Origin of the sequence: Lactobacillus corticis (genome assembly GCF_018327645.1) — a bacterium.
Classification (GTDB): Bacteria; Bacillota; Bacilli; order Lactobacillales; family Lactobacillaceae; genus Lactobacillus; species Lactobacillus corticis.
The window spans coordinates 1-17,337 of record NZ_BMAY01000009.1; the positions used below are offsets into that span (position 1 = coordinate 1).

The 17,337-nt window shown below is 43.7% G+C and carries 14 protein-coding genes, 16 tRNA genes, 1 rRNA gene and 1 other annotated feature; of the genes, 25 read left to right on the forward strand and 6 right to left on the reverse strand.

Annotated elements, in window-relative coordinates; all coding sequences use genetic code 11:
- The 20 genes from rrf to pnuC all read left to right on the forward strand — a co-directional run.
- Positions 1–98, forward strand: a 5S ribosomal RNA gene (gene rrf, locus KI210_RS06210); the annotation flags it as partial.
- 8 nt (positions 99–106) lie between these two features.
- A tRNA-Val gene (locus KI210_RS06215) sits at positions 107–179 on the forward strand.
- Positions 180–183: 4 nt separating this feature from the next.
- A tRNA-Lys gene (locus tag KI210_RS06220) sits at positions 184–256 on the forward strand.
- 13 nt (positions 257–269) lie between these two features.
- Positions 270–351 (forward strand) — tRNA-Leu (locus KI210_RS06225).
- Between the two features lie 7 nt (positions 352–358).
- Positions 359–431, forward strand: a tRNA-Thr gene (locus KI210_RS06230).
- A gap of 4 nt (positions 432–435) precedes the next feature.
- Positions 436–507: transfer RNA gene (locus KI210_RS06235), tRNA-Gly, on the forward strand.
- 12 nt (positions 508–519) lie between these two features.
- Positions 520–605, forward strand: a tRNA-Leu gene (locus tag KI210_RS06240).
- An 8-nt stretch (positions 606–613) separates the two neighbouring features.
- Positions 614–687 (forward strand) — tRNA-Arg (locus tag KI210_RS06245).
- Positions 688–691: 4 nt separating this feature from the next.
- Positions 692–765 (forward strand) — tRNA-Pro (locus KI210_RS06250).
- 28 nt (positions 766–793) lie between these two features.
- Positions 794–867, forward strand: a tRNA-Met gene (locus KI210_RS06255).
- Between the two features lie 14 nt (positions 868–881).
- Positions 882–955: transfer RNA gene (locus KI210_RS06260), tRNA-Ile, on the forward strand.
- A 48-nt stretch (positions 956–1,003) separates the two neighbouring features.
- Positions 1,004–1,077, forward strand: a tRNA-Met gene (locus tag KI210_RS06265).
- Positions 1,078–1,080: 3 nt separating this feature from the next.
- Positions 1,081–1,154: transfer RNA gene (locus KI210_RS06270), tRNA-Asp, on the forward strand.
- A 6-nt stretch (positions 1,155–1,160) separates the two neighbouring features.
- Positions 1,161–1,233, forward strand: a tRNA-Phe gene (locus KI210_RS06275).
- Between the two features lie 21 nt (positions 1,234–1,254).
- Positions 1,255–1,325 (forward strand) — tRNA-Gly (locus KI210_RS06280).
- A gap of 5 nt (positions 1,326–1,330) precedes the next feature.
- Positions 1,331–1,404 (forward strand) — tRNA-Ile (locus KI210_RS06285).
- A 3-nt stretch (positions 1,405–1,407) separates the two neighbouring features.
- Positions 1,408–1,497 (forward strand) — tRNA-Ser (locus tag KI210_RS06290).
- Between the two features lie 139 nt (positions 1,498–1,636).
- The gene (locus KI210_RS06295; RefSeq protein ID WP_212781040.1) at positions 1,637–2,158 is read left to right on the forward strand and encodes a hypothetical protein; all 522 of its coding nucleotides are present in this window, start codon (positions 1,637–1,639) and stop codon (positions 2,156–2,158) included.
- A gap of 85 nt (positions 2,159–2,243) precedes the next feature.
- Positions 2,244–2,666: a GNAT family N-acetyltransferase gene (locus tag KI210_RS06300; protein WP_212781041.1), complete on the forward strand. Its 423-nt coding sequence runs from the start codon at positions 2,244–2,246 to the stop codon at positions 2,664–2,666.
- 229 nt (positions 2,667–2,895) lie between these two features.
- Entirely contained in the window at positions 2,896–3,636 is a 741-nt protein-coding gene (pnuC, locus tag KI210_RS06305; protein WP_212781042.1) for a nicotinamide riboside transporter PnuC, read from the forward strand.
- 91 nt (positions 3,637–3,727) lie between these two features.
- Here pnuC and KI210_RS06310 read toward each other — a convergent pair whose 3' ends face one another.
- Together KI210_RS06310 and KI210_RS06315 are read right to left on the reverse strand one after the other, a co-directional pair.
- Entirely contained in the window at positions 3,728–4,204 is a 477-nt protein-coding gene (locus KI210_RS06310; protein ID WP_212781043.1) for an S-ribosylhomocysteine lyase, read from the reverse strand.
- A gap of 18 nt (positions 4,205–4,222) precedes the next feature.
- Positions 4,223–5,365: a 5-methyltetrahydropteroyltriglutamate--homocysteine S-methyltransferase gene (locus KI210_RS06315; protein WP_212781044.1), complete on the reverse strand. Its 1,143-nt coding sequence runs from the start codon at positions 5,363–5,365 to the stop codon at positions 4,223–4,225.
- A gap of 52 nt (positions 5,366–5,417) precedes the next feature.
- Positions 5,418–5,664, reverse strand: a binding site (T-box leader).
- Positions 5,665–5,819: 155 nt separating this feature from the next.
- On the opposite strand from KI210_RS06315, the gene dhaK reads away from it, so the two are divergent.
- From dhaK to dhaM, 3 genes are read left to right on the forward strand one after another with little or no spacing between them, the layout of a single operon-like run.
- On the forward strand, positions 5,820–6,821 hold the full coding sequence (dhaK, locus tag KI210_RS06320; RefSeq protein ID WP_212781045.1) for a dihydroxyacetone kinase subunit DhaK: 1,002 nt from the start codon (positions 5,820–5,822) through the stop codon (positions 6,819–6,821).
- Positions 6,822–6,829: 8 nt separating this feature from the next.
- A complete protein-coding gene (gene dhaL / locus KI210_RS06325; protein ID WP_212781090.1) occupies positions 6,830–7,411 on the forward strand; it encodes a dihydroxyacetone kinase subunit DhaL in 582 nt (193 codons plus the stop codon).
- Positions 7,411–7,779, forward strand: a complete 369-nt coding sequence (dhaM, locus tag KI210_RS06330; RefSeq protein ID WP_212781046.1) for a dihydroxyacetone kinase phosphoryl donor subunit DhaM — start codon at positions 7,411–7,413, stop codon at positions 7,777–7,779. Before dhaL ends, dhaM begins: the two co-directional genes overlap by 1 nt.
- 12 nt (positions 7,780–7,791) lie before the next feature.
- Here the strand turns inward: dhaM and KI210_RS06335 are convergent, their stop codons facing one another.
- Positions 7,792–8,844, reverse strand: coding sequence for an acyltransferase family protein (locus tag KI210_RS06335; protein WP_212781047.1), 1,053 nt, complete (start codon positions 8,842–8,844; stop codon positions 7,792–7,794).
- A gap of 176 nt (positions 8,845–9,020) precedes the next feature.
- Here KI210_RS06335 and KI210_RS06340 point away from each other — a divergent pair, with 176 nt between their 5' ends.
- Positions 9,021–9,884, forward strand: coding sequence for an NAD(P)-dependent oxidoreductase (locus KI210_RS06340; protein ID WP_212781048.1), 864 nt, complete (start codon positions 9,021–9,023; stop codon positions 9,882–9,884).
- 423 nt (positions 9,885–10,307) lie between these two features.
- A complete protein-coding gene (locus KI210_RS06345; RefSeq protein ID WP_212781049.1) occupies positions 10,308–13,268 on the forward strand; it encodes a collagen-binding domain-containing protein in 2,961 nt (986 codons plus the stop codon).
- A gap of 728 nt (positions 13,269–13,996) precedes the next feature.
- Here the strand turns inward: KI210_RS06345 and KI210_RS06350 are convergent.
- The 3 genes from KI210_RS06350 to KI210_RS06360 all read right to left on the reverse strand — a co-directional run bounded on the left by KI210_RS06350 (position 13,997) and on the right by KI210_RS06360 (position 17,171).
- Positions 13,997–14,701, reverse strand: a complete 705-nt coding sequence (locus KI210_RS06350; protein ID WP_212781050.1) for a DUF975 family protein — start codon at positions 14,699–14,701, stop codon at positions 13,997–13,999.
- 92 nt (positions 14,702–14,793) lie between these two features.
- Complete coding sequence (dapF, locus tag KI210_RS06355; RefSeq protein ID WP_212781051.1) at positions 14,794–15,807, reverse strand: diaminopimelate epimerase; 1,014 nt, start codon at positions 15,805–15,807, stop codon at positions 14,794–14,796.
- 8 nt (positions 15,808–15,815) lie between these two features.
- Positions 15,816–17,171 (reverse strand): aspartate kinase, encoded by a 1,356-nt coding sequence (locus KI210_RS06360; protein WP_212781052.1) that lies wholly within the window; start codon positions 17,169–17,171, stop codon positions 15,816–15,818.
- Between the last annotated feature and the right edge of the window lie 166 nt (positions 17,172–17,337).

A 17,337-nucleotide genomic window follows, 5' to 3' on the forward strand; every position in this document is an offset into this window, starting at 1 on the left:
AGGAAACACCTGTACCCATGCCGAACACAGAAGTTAAGCTTCTTAACGCCGAGAGTAGTTGGTGGGCAACTGCCTGCGAGGGTAGGAAGTCGCCGCGCTTAAATATGGAGGATTAGCTCAGCTGGGAGAGCATCTGCCTTACAAGCAGGAGGTCACAGGTTCGAGCCCTGTATCCTCTATATCGAGTCGTTAGCTCAGTCGGTAGAGCATCTGACTTTTAATCAGAGGGTCGACGGTTCAAGCCCGTCACGACTCATGGCCCAAAACTTGCGGGTGTGGCGGAATTGGCAGACGCGCTAGATTTAGGTTCTAGTGTTTTCGGACGTGTGGGTTCAAGTCCCACCACCCGTATTTATAAGCCGATTTAGCTCAGTTGGTAGAGCACCTGTCTTGTAAACAGGGGGTCGTACGTTCAAGTCGTATAATCGGCATTTTGCGGAAGTAGTTCAGTGGTAGAACATCACCTTGCCATGGTGGGGGTCGCGGGTTCGAATCCCGTCTTCCGCTTTCAATAAATTTGCCTTGGTGGCGGAATTGGTAGACGCACGGGACTTAAAATCCCGCGGTCAGTTTTGACCGTACCGGTTCGACTCCGGTCCGAGGCACTTATTGAGCACCCTTAGCGCAACTGGATAGAGTGTCTGACTACGAATCAGAAGGTTGTAGGTTCAAGTCCTACAGGGTGCATTTCCGGGAAGTGGCTCAGTTTGGTAGAGCACCTGGTTTGGGACCAGGGGGTCGCAGGTTCAAATCCTGTCTTCCCGATTGTAACTGAATAAAGAGGTTACAGGATGGCGGTGTAGCTCAGCTGGCTAGAGCGTTCGGTTCATACCCGAGAGGTCGAGGGTTCGATCCCCCCCGCCGCTATTACTTGTAAACTTGGACCTTTAGCTCAGTTGGTTAGAGCAGACGGCTCATAACCGTCCCGTCGTAGGTTCGAGTCCTACAAGGTCCATTGGACTCTTTGAGTTCATGGTTTAAATTGAATATAAGCACGTATTATCGCGGGATGGAGCAGTCTGGTAGCTCGTCGGGCTCATAACCCGAAGGTCGTTGGTTCAAATCCAGCTCCCGCAATATGGTCCATTGGAGCAGTGGTTTATCTCGCCTCCCTGTCACGGAGGAGATCGCGGGTTCAAATCCCGCATGGACCGTAGAATGGCTCGGTAGCTCAGTTGGTAGAGCAAAGGATTGAAGCTCCTTGTGTCGGCGGTTCGATTCCGTCCCGCGCCATTGCACTTTTACATATGACGTGCGGGTATGGTTTAGTGGTAAAACAAAAGCCTTCCAAGCTTTAGTCGCGAGTTCGATTCTCGTTACCCGCTTTTATGGGCCTATAGCTCAGCTGGTTAGAGCGCACGCCTGATAAGCGTGAGGTCGATGGTTCAAGTCCATTTAGGCCCATATGGAGTAGTACTCAAGTGGCTGAAGAGGCGCCCCTGCTAAGGGTGTAGGTCGAGTTATCTCGGCGCGAGGGTTCGAATCTCTCCTACTCCGCTATGTTGATCAAGGATGTTGATTATCAATGTTCTTGATCTTTTTTTATGTTCTTAAATTGCCAAAGATTGCACTGGTTTAAATGAGAAACTTACTTTATAATGAAGGGGTTATTTGATAATAAATGGAGGAGCGAGAAATGAACAAAAAAGCTTTAAAACTCATATTTGCTTTCGTATTAGTGCTAACTTTCGGTTTAATCGGAGCTAAAACTACGCAAGCTGCCGCTTATGGAGCCAAGCAGCAAACTACTCCTAAACGAATTAGAGGCACTTGGTATCTTTATAAAACTTCAGCTGGAAGTTACGGTAAGAATACGGGGTTACAAAAGAAGTATCTCCATCCATACCGTAAGCTGCGGATTACCGCTCATACGATTACCTTTACTACTGCTCACGGCAAGCGTGGCTTAAAGGGAAACTGCAAGCTTTATAAACTACCTAAAGCATCGAAATTCAGCAGTTCTAAGCTGATGAAGGCAGAAAAATACGGAATAAAACATAAATGGATTAACCTTTACCGTATTAAAAAGAGTAGCATTTCATTTACTGACCAGAACTGGCTGCAATTGTTCCAAAGCTCGGCGGCTGGTAATCTAACACGTACTGGTTCCAAGTTGGTCTTTGAAAATGGATTTAATCGCGATACCTTTAGGAGATAAGCCAAAAGCTTAAAATTTGCAAGGTTCTGTATTTTACTTGATAATGTCTAATAGAAAACACTTTCAAGATAAAAGGGAGACCATTATGATTAGACCAATGAAATTCGGCGACTTGGACCAAATAGCTGGTATTTGGCTCGACAGCAATATTACCGCCCACAATTTTTTACCTAAAAAGTACTGGGAAGACCAGTTTCCCTGGGTAAAGCACCAAATTGCCCAGGCACAGGTGTTTGTGGCAGAAGAAGCTGGAAAAATTGAAGGCTTTATTGGCCTAGATGGCGACGAGATTGAGGGCCTTTTTGTTAGGGCTGAGGCGCGCGGGCGTGGCGTTGGCAGCAGCCTGCTCAATAATACGAAAAATTATCACCGTCACTTAAGTCTGCATGCTTATCAAAAGAATCAGCCAGCCGTGAAGTTTTATCAAGCTCAAGGATTCAAGATCGCAAAAGCTGGCGAAGATCCTGATACGGGCGAAAGCGATTATTTAATGACTTGGGATAAATAAACGAACTCTATCTAACTAGATAGAGTTTTTCTTATGGCGCAGTTTTTCTAACCATGCTGGTGATCGGGAAATGCTATAGAAAATTAGTAAACAAATGGTAAAAAAGCAGCTCCTTACTTGCTAAAAAATGTCATTCCGGTATACTAGTAATCGATGCTTTTTTCAAGAAAAAGCGGATAAGGCACAAGATCTAGTATTTTGTGACCTAAAAGCAAAAGGAGACTTGTTGATGAAAGAGCAACACGAAAACTATTTTATTTGGTTATGGAAGCAATTAAAGGGCTGGCCGGTTCAGAACTACTGCTTATGGTTCTTTGCCTTTGGCTTCCAATTAGCGATTTTGCTGCAAAATAAAATTGATGCCGTAACCTTGATTACTTTTATTGGAACCATGCTAGGAACCTTGTGTGTGTTGGCAATTAATGCCACGAAGGCGATTAACGGCTGGCTAGGGTTAATCTCAGCAGCTTGCTTTATTTACGCCGGCTGGTCAGCCAAAAATTATTTATCAATTTTTGAACAAATTGCCTATATTGCCACTTTAGATATTCCGGTTATTTTTGCGGTTAGATCTTGGAATGAGGACACCAAGCACCACTTGCGCAAGTTTACCGCCCAGGGTTGGCTGGTAGCTATTGTGGGAACTTTGTTGGTTTCCGTCGTTAGTGGCTTTTTGATCGGCAAGTTTACTAATGATCCGCGCCCGTGGATTGATGCGATCAGTTTTGCTATTTCCTTGACGGCAGGGGTAATGTGCTTTTTGCGCTATAACAACCAGTACTTCTGGTGGACTGCCAGTGGGATTTTTCAACTGATTCTGTGGGCCATTACTTATGCTCAAGGAGACGCAACCCTGGCAATGGCAGTTAACTCACTGATTTATGTGATCAACGATGTGCTGGCCTTTACGGTTTCGCCATGGTTTAATGCTGGCCGGCGCAAGGCAGGCTTAGCCGAAATTAAAGATTAATAATTAGCAAAAAAGCCCCAAGGCAATTACTAGCCTTTGGGGTTTTTAAATGGCAAAAATTAGGAAATGGTTCAGCAATTTATTAGCAAATTTATTCTACGACATGCCGTTCAAATGGTTTGTCGGAAATTCCTTGTTCCAAAATGGTTTTGCTCCATTCTTTGGCCGAGAACAAGGAATGGTCGCGGTAATTACCACAGGACTCAATCGTCGTTCCTTGGACATCTTCCCATTTAATGTCATAGGCAATCGCTTCTAGTGAGCTCTTTAGAGCTTTAGCCACTTCAGTCGTACTGTGTTCGCCCCAGGTAATCAAGTGGAAACCAGTCCGGCAGCCAAATGGGGAACAGTCAATCACGCCAGTCAGACGATCGCGCAAAAGACCGGCCAAAAGGTGTTCAATGGTGTGCAAGCCGGCAGTTGGAATGGCGTTGGTATTTGGTTGTACCAGCCGCAAGTCATAGTTGCTGATTTTATCGCCCTTTGGTCCAGTTTCGACGGTAATGAGGCGGACGTAAGGTGCCTTAACTTTCGTGTGATCCAGAGTAAAACTTTCAACTTTAGCCATAATAAATTTCCTCCTTGATTAATCTTTATTTTCAATTGCTGGGGTCCAAACCTCGTTGGCAATTGTTTCTACTAATTGAATTTTTGCCCATTCTTCGGCTTCAGTCAAGATGTTGCCTTCTTCAGTCGAGGCAAAACCGCACTGGGTTGACAAAGAAAGGTGCGGTAAATCAACATATTCGCTGGCTTCTTTAATCCGATGCTTGACTTCTTCTTTGCCCTCAAGCTGTGGCCGTTTACTAGTAATTAACCCCAACACCACGTCTTTATCAGCAGGTACTTCTTGCAATGGTTCAAAATTGCCGGACCGAGCATCGTCGTATTCGAGGTAAAAAGCATCGACGTTTTCTTGGGCCAACAGCCACTTGGCAACCGAATCATAACTTCCGCTATCAGCATAAGTTGAATGATAGTTGCCCCGGCAGACGTGAGTCGACAAGCGTAAATCACTAGGCAAATCCTTAATTGCGGCGTTGTTTAGCTGCAAAAAGAGGTCCTTATATTCGTCGCGACTAAAGGCAAAATCGCTGCTATCGCCAGCATGAGCCCAGACATCGTCGTCAGCTAACAACCCCCAGGTGCAGTCGTCCAGCTTTACATCTCTGGCGCCAGCCTCGTAAAGGGCGAGGATTAGGTCATGATAGGCTTGGGCAATGTCAGCAATTAACGCAGCCGTATCAGAATAATATTTTTTAACGGCATCTTGATTTGCGCTTCCACGATATAGTTCCAAGAAAAGCTGGCTAGGGGCCGGGATGCTTTGCCGCGGCGTTAAGTTAGTACCTTCCGTCAAACTCTTGAGGTATTTAAAACTTCTTAAGTCAGGATGATCGCCGCTAAAGCTAATTCGACCACTAAGTCTGGCGCTATCGTTTCTGGTTTCTTCACCATGGAAGAAGTAGCCGTGTTCCGATTTTACATGGTCAATTCCGGCAAAGCCCCAAAAAGTGTCAAGATGCCAGTAGCTGCGACGAAATTCACCGTCAGTTACAATCTTAAGGCCATGCTGGGCTTCTTTAGCGACCAGCTCTTTAATGCACTTATTCTCAATCTGGGTCAATTGGTCATGGCTGATTTTACCAGCGGCAAAATCAGTCCGGGCTTGTTTTAATTCTTGGGGACGTAAAAAACTACCAACGATGTCATAGTGAACTTTTGTCATTTAAAAAGCCTCCTGCAGCAATAAAAAAATCCCTAGAAGCATCAGCAATGCTTCTAGGGACGCTAATTTCTATTTAACGCGGTACCACCCTAATTCGATACAGTCTTACGAATGTATCCTTACTAAGTTCTCCGTCGAAAACTCGGGTGCGCTAACGGGCACCGCCCGCAAATAGCTTGCAAAGCTTGCTACTTGTATGCTCCAAGACCATCTTCGCAACCTGCTTGCGTACTGGCTTGCACCTGTCCCAGCTCTCTGAAACGCATTTCAGTTGTTACTCATCTTTTCTAAGCATTTTTAATCTTGTTGTAGGTTATTATGCACGCCTAAATAGCAAATTGCAAGGCTATTTTTGAAAAAAGTTTTCAGCCAGCCAAAACTGAATACGTTTTCATGGTAAACTTAAGGCAGAAACAATAAGAGATAACTCATAGTTTACAGAAAGGACCAAAACATGAAAAAGATAATTAATGATCCCAGCCAAGTCGTAGCAGAAATGGTTGACGGACTGGTTCGTTCCTATCCTGACATTGTTGAACTGATTCCTGAAACTGAAGCTGTGGTGCGGGCTGATAGCGACACCATGGAGGGCAAGGTCGGCTTGATTTCTGGTGGCGGCAGCGGACATGAACCGGCTCACGCTGGTTTCGTGGGCAAGGGGATGCTTAGTGCAGCCGTTTGTGGTCAAGTCTTTACTTCGCCTACGCCAGATCAGATCTATGAAGCCATCAAAGCAGCTGATCATGGCAAGGGCGTCTTCATGGTGGTCAAAAACTACTCAGGCGATGTCATGAACTTCGATATGGCTAAAGATTTGGCGGAAATGGACGATATTCGGGTTAAATCAATTGTGGTTGACGATGATATTGCAGTCGAAAACAGCCTTTACACCCAAGGTCGCCGCGGGGTTGCCGGGACTATTTTAATGCATAAGATTTTAGGCGCAGCCGCTGACCAGGGGGCCAGTTTGGATGAAATTGCTGCCTTAGCTCAGGCCGTTTTGCCTCACATTAAAACGATCGGGGTCGCGCTTAATGCAGCTACGGTTCCAGAAGTGGGCAAGCCAGGTTTTGAACTAAAAGAAGACGAAATTGAATATGGCGTCGGCATCCACTCTGAACCAGGCTACCGGACGGAAAAAATTAAGCCAAGCAATGAACTTTGCCAAGAATTGTTAGGTAAATTAGATAGCGAATTGCACTTAAGCGAAGATAAGAGCTATGCGGTTTTGGTCAACGGCATGGGCGCAACGCCATTGATGGAACAATACATCTTCAGCCATGACCTGCTGAATCAATTAGAGGAAAAAGGCATTAAACCAGACTTTATGCGGGTTGGAAATTACATGACCTCAATTGATATGGCGGGCTTGTCGTTAACGATTTTGGAACTGGCAGATGAAGCTTGGCTGGACTACTTGCGCTATCCAGTTAAGACGATTGCATGGAACAATTAGGAGGCATTATGGACTTAGCTTTAGATCAAGCCACTAAGTGGTTAGAATTATTTGGCGATGAAATTGAAAAAAACAAGGCGTATTTGAGTGATCTGGATACGCCAATTGGCGACGCCGACCATGGCTTCAATATGGCTCGGGGCATGGAAGCAGTAGAAACCAGCCTTGCTCAAAAAGCTCCTGCTGATTTAGCTGGCTTATTCAAACAAACGGCGATGGCTTTAATTACTAAAGTGGGTGGAGCTTCTGGTCCTTTATATGGCACGGCCTTTTTGGAAATGAGCAAGCAGGCGGCGCAAACCAGCGAACTAAATAGCCTCCTAGCAGCAGCTTTAGCCGGAATTAAGAAGCGTGGTGGAGCAGCGGCGGGCGACAAGACCATGGTCGACGTGTGGGAAGCAGTTTTGCCAGAACTAGCTCAAGGGACTTTGACTGATGCCAAAATTGATGAAGCAGTTGAAGCTACCAAGCCTTTGATTGCAAAAAAGGGGCGGGCTAGTTATTTAGGCGAACGCTCTAAAGGTCATATCGATCCTGGCGCAATGTCCAGCGGCTACTTATTCAAGGCCTTGTTAAAGGCGGTGGCATGATGAATTACGGTATTGTGATTGTGTCTCACGTCCCTGAACTTGCCCAAGGTTTACCTAAACTGTTGCAGCAAGTTGCCAAAGACGTGCCGATTACCGCTGCTGGCGGTACCGATGATGATGAAATCGGCACTAGCGTCACAAAAATTATGACGGCTTTTGCCGATAATCCGGCAGATGAACTGCTGACTTTTTATGACTTGGGCAGTGCTAAGATGAATTTAGAATTAGCCAGTGAAATGAGTGACAAGCCAATTCATTTGTATGATACGGCACTAGTCGAAAGTGCTTATTCAGCCGCCGCTCTGCTTGAAGCGGGTGTGAAATTGCCCGAAATTGAAGCCCAGCTGGCTCCGTTGAAAATAAAATAATAAAAATAGCAGTCAAGAACGAATTCTCTTGGCTGCTTTTTTAGTTAAATAAGCGGACAAAAATGATAAGACCCAACTAGCCAAGTAACATAAAATTACGGCAGCTTGGGGGATGAAATATTGCTGGAGCAACTCCCATAAATAACGAGACCAAAACACATTAGATAAATATGCGAGGTAGGCGATACCACTCAAATTATGGACTAAGGCGTTAATTTTAGGGCTCTTTACATTAACGGCGAGGGCACCAATTATGCCAATTACTGCCAAATCGTACAGCATCATGCTTGGTTTATAATAGCTAGCTGCTTGGATTGCTACCGGAAAATGTCTGCAGGCCAGTTCGCCATTAGTCAAATAATAAGCAATAATTGCGGCCATAAATGAAATTAGCCAATACTTAGCAAATAACTTCCGAATTGTTTCCCAATGGACAGCTGATAAAGTTCCTAAAACGCCGTAAACCAGGAAGCTGACGCCTAAGCGATCAACCCAGTAAAATTGCTTGTTTGCGGGGGTAAAGATCAAAACGCTGCAAACAACATACCAGACCAATTGAAAAAGCAAGCTGCTGTTGCCTAGCCAAAACGCACGTTTGGCTGGCTTGCCAAAGCGTGTTAAGGACCAGAAAACCGGCATGAAGATAACGAATTGTAACATCATCGTGTTATACCATAAATGCGGAGCAGCATTTCCGTTAACAAATTTGCTTAGGTATGACCACCAGTTGCCGTAACCACCGTGTTGGACCAAGCCGGGATACACCAGCATGTATAGCAGCGTCCATATGATCGTGGGTAAAAATAATTGCCACCAGGAACGTTTAAGATAAGTCCGATAGCTGATGGGCTGCTTCAGCCATTGGCGCGTAGTTGAAAATAAGATGCCGTAAATAAAAGCGGGAGCAGTAAATTTTACTAAATTAATAGTCATGCCGGCAAAAATTTGAAATGCCTGATCCTGAGGATAGGCTTGGATGCCCCAAGCAATGATTGGCTGCATGATTACTGCAGTTGAAGCAAATACTTTTAAATAATCACCTAAGTCCGCACGGGATTCATTCATAGCAAGGTCCTCCTGCTTATATTTTAACAAAAAATGAATTTATAACCGATTAGATTTGAGATTTCAAACCACCTGACACAAATTGGTTTTGCAGGTATTAAAGTTTAACCTGATGGTTTTTTCGACTATAATTAACTGTAGTTATAAGAATTTGATGATAGACTTGGAGGCCAACTATGCAAATCGGTTTTATTGGAACTGGTGTGATGGGCACGGGAATGATTATGAATTTATTAAAAGCCGGCTATGAAGTAAAAGTTTTCAACCGGACAAAGGCACATGCGCAAACAGTTTTGAAAGCTGGAGCAAAGTGGGCGGATTCTCCTAAAGCCGCTACTGAAAATAGCGACTTTGTGCTATCAATCGTTGGGTTCCCACAAGACGTTGAAGAAATCTATTTTGGTAAAGATGGCATTTTGTCGGTGGCAACGCCCAAGCAGGTATTAATTGATATGACTACCAGCAGTCCCGCAATTGATCGCCGGATAGCAGATTATGCCCAAAATGCGGACTTGCATGTCCTCGACGCCCCGGTTTCGGGTGGCGATATTGGAGCACGAAAAGGAACTTTGACAATCATGGTTGGTGGCGACGCTAAAGATTTTCGCCGTGCTAAGAAGATTTTTTCAGTCTTAGGTTCACGGATCGAATATTTTGGTGGCCCAGGGATGGGGCAGCAAGCTAAAATGGCGAACCAAATTATGATTGCCGGAACCATGGTGGGCATGTGTGAAGCCTTGGCTTACGCCCGGGCCGCAGGACTTGATCTTGATCAAATTTGCTCGACCATTAACAGCGGTGCGGCGGCTAATTGGAGTCTAGAAAACTATGGACCGCGAATTTTGCGCCAAGATTATACTCCCGGATTTTTTGCTAAGCACTTTTTGAAGGATCTCAGAATAGCGCTCGAGGAAGCAGACCGGATGCATTTAAACTTGCCGGGAACTGATCGGGCTAAGGAATTGTATGAAAAGCTTGTGGTCCAAAAACGGTTAGGCAATGACGGGACTCAGGCACTGGTTAAATTGTATTGGAAATAAGCACTAGCTAATGACTACTGGATACTTTGGTATCCAGTTTTTTTATCTAAAATCAGGTTATTTAATAAAAAAAGCAGTGCTGCCAGCAAGTTAAATAGTTTGAAATGAAAAATATAAATATGAAGCTATAGATATAAAAAATAATCGTAATGAGCTGGTAATGAACCTTTCTTTTAAAAATAACTATCAAAAATAAAATTCTTGATTGTTTTATAGAATTGGTTGCAAATATTTACGTAGAAAAGAAAAACATAAGATTAGTATTTATTTAATGCATGTTCACTAAATTAACTATAGACAAGATCATGATTGTTCGGTAATATTTGATGATGTAAACGATAACATGATAATCGTTTAACATGTGTGTGAGTGACCCCGAAGGGGTTATTTTTTTATGAATGATGAATATTGGAGAATATGGTTTTGAAAAGAAAGCTAGATACTAGTTGCAAAAAGCAGCGCTGGTCATTACGTAAATTAACTGTCGGGATGGTGTCGGTATTACTCGGCACCAGCCTGTTATTTGTCGCCCATAATGTTGATGCATCAACAAATTCTGTTGATTTAAGTACGGCAAAAGTTGTGCAAGAAGCCGAGTATGAAGCCTTGGTTAAAGGTGATATTACTGCTTGTCAGTATTTAAAAGAACATGGAATTGATCCTGAAACAATTAATAACAAAAATGTCTTAGGTTTAGCATCACTATTTCATATTTTTGCTAATGAGGTTAATACTTCGTGTGATACCAACGGCAATATTGCTGCTAATATTTTACAGTCATGGAACGACTTCGGTACAAGAGGAGAATCTGACAATCTTACCGAGTGGGATTTAAACTTTTGTCGGTGCATTTTAGGACAACTTAATAACCAAGCTTTTCGAAATGATAAAGGCAGCAGAGTGGTTCTGGGAACTGAGGTTAGTGATGATCAGGTTTCTGTTCATGGGAAAAAAGCTGCGGAAGTCAGTGATGGAACGATTGTTCGCGATGATAACTATATTGATATAGCTGAATCTTTGAAAAACTTAGCACAGAAAGCTGAAAAACTAGCTAAACAAGAAAATTCTGATGGGGTCGAAAGCGACTTTTCAGATATGAATCAGCGTAAGGTTAACGTTGTCAATGCCGGCAAACAGGGGATTGTTTATGTTAACGTGCCAGTAGAATATTTATCGGCGTCGCAGCCTTTGTCAATTATTGGCTTAGATTCTGCTCTAGATGGTGCAACTGTCGTGGTGAATGTTACTGGGCTTGAAAATGCAGGAGACCAGGTGTGGATAAATACCCAGACGAAGCTGGTATACACTGATGGGCAAGAAATAGCTAATGGTGAAAGCCATGCAAAGCCGAACCATCTTTTATGGAATTTTGGTACAACAGCAAGCACCATTAACTTTAGTTCTGGTCGTTTTATGGGTAGTATTTTGGCACCAAATGCGACGGTAAATGCGTATGTCAATGTGGACGGTAATATTGTTGCCGAAAAAGTTAATATAGTTGGCGGCGAAAGCCACCGATGGGATTTGCAAAATATGAAGGTGGCCGATACAGAAACACCAGATGCTCCATCGGATAACACTGATCAGGAACAGCCGAAGGATGATACAGAAACGCCAGATACTCCAACAGATAATACTGATCAGGAACAACCAAAGGATGATACAGAAACGCCAGATACCCCAACGGATAACACAGATCAGGAACAACCGAAGGATGATACTGAAACTCCAGATGCTCCAACGGATAATACTGATCAGGAACAGCCAAAGGATGATATTGACACTCCAGAAGCTCCAACGGATAACACAGATCAGGAACAACCGAAGGATGATACTGAAACGCCAGATACCCCAACGGATAATACTGATCAGGAACAACCGAAAGACGATACCGACACTCCAGATGCTCCAACGGATAACACAGATCAGGAACAACCAAAGGATGATACAGATACGCCAGATGCCCCAACGGATAACACAGATCAGGAGCAGCCGAAGGATGACACTGAAACACCAGAAGCCCCAACGGATAACACAGATCAGGAACAGCCGAAGGATGATACAGAAACTCCAGATACTCCAACTGATAACACTGACAAAGATCAACCAAAGGATGATACCGACACTTCAGATGTGCCAACTGATAACACTGATCAGGAACAGCCAAAGGATGATACAGAAACGCCAGATGCTCCAACTGATAACACTGATCAGGAACAACCAAAGGATGATACTGAAGTACCAGTAGCGCCAACTGATAACACAGATCAGGAACAACCGAAAGACGATACTGAAACGCCAGTAGTTCCAACGGATAACACTGATCAGGAGCAGCCGAAGGATGATACAGAAACGCCAGTAGTCCCGACAGATAACACTGACAAAAATCAGCCGAAGGATGATACTGAAACTTCAGATACTCCAACAGATAACACTGATCAGGAACAACCAAAGGATGATACCGACACTCCAGAAGCTCCAACGGATAATACTGATCAGGAACAACCAAAGGATGATACAGAAACGCCAGTAGTCCCAACTGATAACACTGATCAGGAGCAGCCGAAGGATGATACAGAAACGCCAGTAGTCCCAACGGATAACACTGATCAGGAGCAGCCGAAGGATGATACAGAAACGCCAGTAGCGCCAACTGATAATAGTGACAAGGATCAACCAAAAGACGATATCGACACTCCAGAAGCTCCAACGGATAACACAGATCAGGAACAACCAAAGGATGATACAGAAACGCCAGTAGTCCCAACGGATGATACTGATCAGGAACAACCGAAAGACGATTCAGAAACTCCAGTAGTCCCGGCAGATGACACTGACAAAGATCAGCCAACGGATGATACTGAAGCACCAGATGCTCCAACGGATAACACTGATCAGGAACAGCCGAAAGACGATACAGAAACGCCAGTAGTCCCAACGGATAACACTGATCAGGAGCAGCCGAAGGATGGTACAGAAACGCCAGCAGCGCCAACTGATAATAGTGACAAGGATCAACCAAAGAGTGATTCAGAAGCACCAGTAGCATCAATGGATAATACTGACATGGATCAGTTAGCTGATATAACAATAACTCAAGGTCCGAAAATTGAATTTCCAACTCTTCACACGTCATTTTTCCCCGCTATTTTTAAAGCGCAAAAGCATCAAACAACCTCAGGATCAAGCAAGCATCCCGCTACTACTCAACTCATTCAACATGTAGCTGATCAGCCAATGCCAACAAATGCCACTCAACCGGCAGATCAAGCAGAATTGCCTCAAACTGGTGAAAAAGATCTTCCTACAGTTTTAGCAATGTTGCTAATTTCGCATGCATCCTACTTAACCTTTACTACAAACCGTAAGAACCAGAATAAATAACAATTTTATTCTCAATATAACTGAATATTAATAGAAAATCACCAAGTAATCATTTGGTGATTTTTCTCATCTCCTGAGAAAATGCTAATGAATAGTAAGCAAATATAAGCTAGATATTATCAATCAAAACCAGTTAATTGAACGATATAAAAAGTTGACTGCATATGCATATAAAGCCGAAATGTTAAATTTTTAATTTAAGCCTTGTAATTAAAACTTTGTCAAATGGTAGAAGTAACCGGTTTTACTAAAGTAGTCCAAGTTCGGGATATTTTACATTCAGTAAACATGAAGTTGAATAAAGATTTTATTATTTAATGCATGTTAATATAAAGAACCTCTTGCAAAATTCGCCGGGGGGGGGTAAAATATAATAGTGCAAACGATAACATACTAGTCGCTTGCATATGTGTGTGAGAACCCCCGTACGGGGGGCTATTTTTGTTATTATACGAATGAAAATAGTTTAATGTCGAGATAGAATTTAATATTTGGGAACAAGGGCGGTCATGATTGCTGCCTTGCGAAGCCACAAACGCGGGAGCATGAAGGCTACCTCGATCTGCGATAGCTGATTAGACGTAGCGCACAATGCGGCTGATTTAGCTTGCAGATTACGCATAAAATCATTCACATCCCTGGTTTCGACTTTCAATACAACACATTTACATTTTTCCCTAAAAAAAGCCGTTAGACATGAGGTCTAACGGTTTTTTTATCTTATTTTTTTATTTTTGCTGATCTAATAAACTTAAGTAGAATTTTGACGTGGTAGTTTGAATATATGGGCTTAGCCACAAATAGCCGATTCCGAAAGTACACAAGCAAAGAATATGCCAACCAATGAAACTTAAATCAAGAATGAATAAATCCATCTTGTGGCCGTCCATTAAAGCCCGAGACTGGTTAATGGCGTCGATTACTTGAATTTCTTCACCGCGCTCTTTGGCATCTTCAATAATGTAGTAGGTCATGGCATAGGAGTAATGCTTAATGATGCCCGGAATAATTAACAGGAGGCTCCAAAGGGCTAGAAAAATTCCTTGGACAATTCCGCTCCAAAACATCGAACCAAATCGCCCTTTAGTAAAGGCGCTGACGATTGCTGCCGGGATGTCATCCTTGCGGCCTTCGGCCAAGCGTTGCATCGCAATGACCTTACTGGTATGGAACACCGAAGTGAACAAACCGACGATCATTAAAACTAGCGTCATCAAGGCGTATTTGGGGGTCATCACAACGCTTGCGCTTGAATCACTCGCAAAAACAATAAAGCCATTAAAAGCAGTGAAACCAAAGAACAGCAAAACCACAATGTAGGGTACAAGATACATAATCAAACTGGTTAAGAGTTCGACAATTAGCGCCCAACCCCAATTACCCTTCAAATCATTTTTGGCTTGGGCCTTTAACTCAGCACGAGTTACTTCCATGTTTTTTCCTCCCCGAAAAAATGCATAATTATTTTTTTACTAAAAAAGATTGTAACATTTTCGTAACATTAATGCACTAAAAATGTTTTGCGCTATGATGGGTCGCCAAATACTTGCAGGGAGTTTAATCTTGGCAGGCTTTCGACAAAAGCTTGATAATTTTCCTGTTCTCCGGTTGCCGTAATTTCCGCTGAAAGCTTTTGAGCCGTGTGCAGACTAGCCTCAGGCAATTCAATCCGATGAGTCACGGTGGCATTGCCGATTAATTCAATCCAATATTTGTCTGCTTGGTGGCGTAAGACGGTTTTTACCAAGCCCCCGGGGTTATAGGCGGTGATTTCTTGGTCAAAAGTCCCTAAATCCGGATGGGTTAGGGCAAAAGCCAATGAGGTTGCTGACATCCCCGTCCCACAAGCATTTGTAAAGCCGACGCCGCGTTCATACGTGCGGATAAATAACTTGTTCTTGCCTAAAATCTGGGCAAAATTAATATTCACCCCGTCGGTAAAGTAAGGGTTAGGGCCATTTAGCCGTTTACCCAGTTCGCCTAATAGCGGGCCGGTTAGGTCAGCTTGCTTTACATAGGCAATTAAATGCGGGTTAGGGACGGCTAAAGCTGAGAATTTGAGTCCCGGGGCAAATTCTGGGACATACTGGTCCAATAAGCGCTGGTGCCCAATATTTGTTAAGGGAAGAGTCTTTAGGTCAAAACTGACCGGGGAGATTTCCACGGCAAAGGCGGGAACGCCGGGAGCAAAATCAGCGGCTTGGCGGACTTCCAAATCCGCATTCATGGTTTCGACTTTGAATTTGGCTAGCTGATATTTTTCGCTTAAATAGCGCGCCACAGTGCGCAAACCATTGCCGCACATCGAAGCAATGCTGCCGTCGGCATTGATGACTTGCATTTTTCCAAGCACACCGGGATGCGTGGAGCGATCGACCACTAATAAGCCATCGCTGCCAGCCAGCAAACCGGTTTTCGGATTGGCCAAGACTTGGGCTAAATGCACTAACTCCGGCTGGGTTAGCGGGGTAGTGAGAGTGGTTTGGTCCAAAATGAAGAAATTGTTTTGGGAACCGTGAACTTTGAGCAATTGAGTCATAATTTACCTCAGTTAAAAAAATAATCATAAATGGCACTTACTGCTAGATCGGCATCTTTTTTAGGGGTTCCAATCATGACGGAAATTTCCGACGCCCCCTGGTTAACCATCGAGACATGAACTTTGTTGGCTAGCGCTGCGATAATGCCGCTAATGGCGTTGTGCGACTGCATCCCTTCGCCCACAATCATAGTGATGGCATAATCATTGATCCATTCCAACCGATCGGGGTTAACCGCATTTTGGACATCTTCACAGATAGCATCGATTAACTCGTCGGTTAACTTGTGCCGATCAAAAATAATGGTGATATCATCAATCCCTGATGGCATGTGTTCATACGGAACGCCGTATTTGTTGAGAATTTCCAAGATTTTCAGGGTAAAGCCATTTTCCTTGTTCAGCAAATACTTATGCATGTAAAGAGCCGAAAAATGCTTGCCGCTGGCAATCCCAGTCACAATTTGGGAGGGCACAAAACCTTTTTCGGGCACAATCATGGTGCCGGGATGGTCGGGGTGAGCTGTATTTTTTACATTAATCGGGATGCTGCCGCCAATTGCAGGAATTAAAGCCTCATCATGAAAGACCGAAAAGCCCGCATAGGATAATTCTCGCATTTCGCGATAGGTCATTACTTTAATCGGCTTAGGGTGGTCAACGACCGCGGGATTGGCCGCAAAAATGGCGTCCACATCAGTAAAATTCTCATACAGCCTTGCGTGAAAACCGCGGGCTAAGATTGCGCCGGTAATGTCGGAGCCGCCGCGAGAAAAGGTCGCAATATGACCAGCTAAGGTAAAGCCAAAAAAGCCAGGAAAGATCAATTTTTCATCAGCTTGATAGTTAAATTGTTCTAAATAAGCATAACTTTCCGGCAAGACCGTAGCGTTGTTGGGCGTACCGGTAACCTTAATGCCGGCTTCTTTAGGGTCCACGTAGCGGGCCTTGAGGCCTTGCTTTTGCAAAATTAAGCTGATCAATTGGGCATTTAGCCGTTCGCCATGGGCCTTAAAAGCCCCCAGCAGGTATTGTTTGGTAGGATAGGCGGCCTGCGGCAAAGCTGCCAATTGCTGTTTAATTGCGGTTAAGTCAGAGCTGGCTAGGCCAAAATAGTCCGCAATTGCCACATAGCGGTTAAAAATTTCTTGCTGCAGGGCCTGCATTTTTTCATCTGCCTGAGCCAGGGCAGCTTGCGCATATTTGATTAATAAGTCCGTTACTTTAATATCATTTTCAAATCTTTTGCCCGGAGCTGAAACGACGATTACCTGCCGTTCGGGATCGCTTTTGATGATGGATAAAGCATGGTTTACCGCGGGTCCATCGGCTAATGAAGAGCCGCCGAATTTTACTACTTTCATTGCTTGTACTCTCTTTGTTTAACTCGTTATTTAGTAATTTTCTAACTTTCAGCGTCAAGCATGCAAGAAAAAAATAATTTTGTCAAACTTTAAAAATGCAATTTTTGCTGATATTAAGTAGAATTAAAATGAAAAAATAATTTTTATCAGGATTAAAAATTAAAAA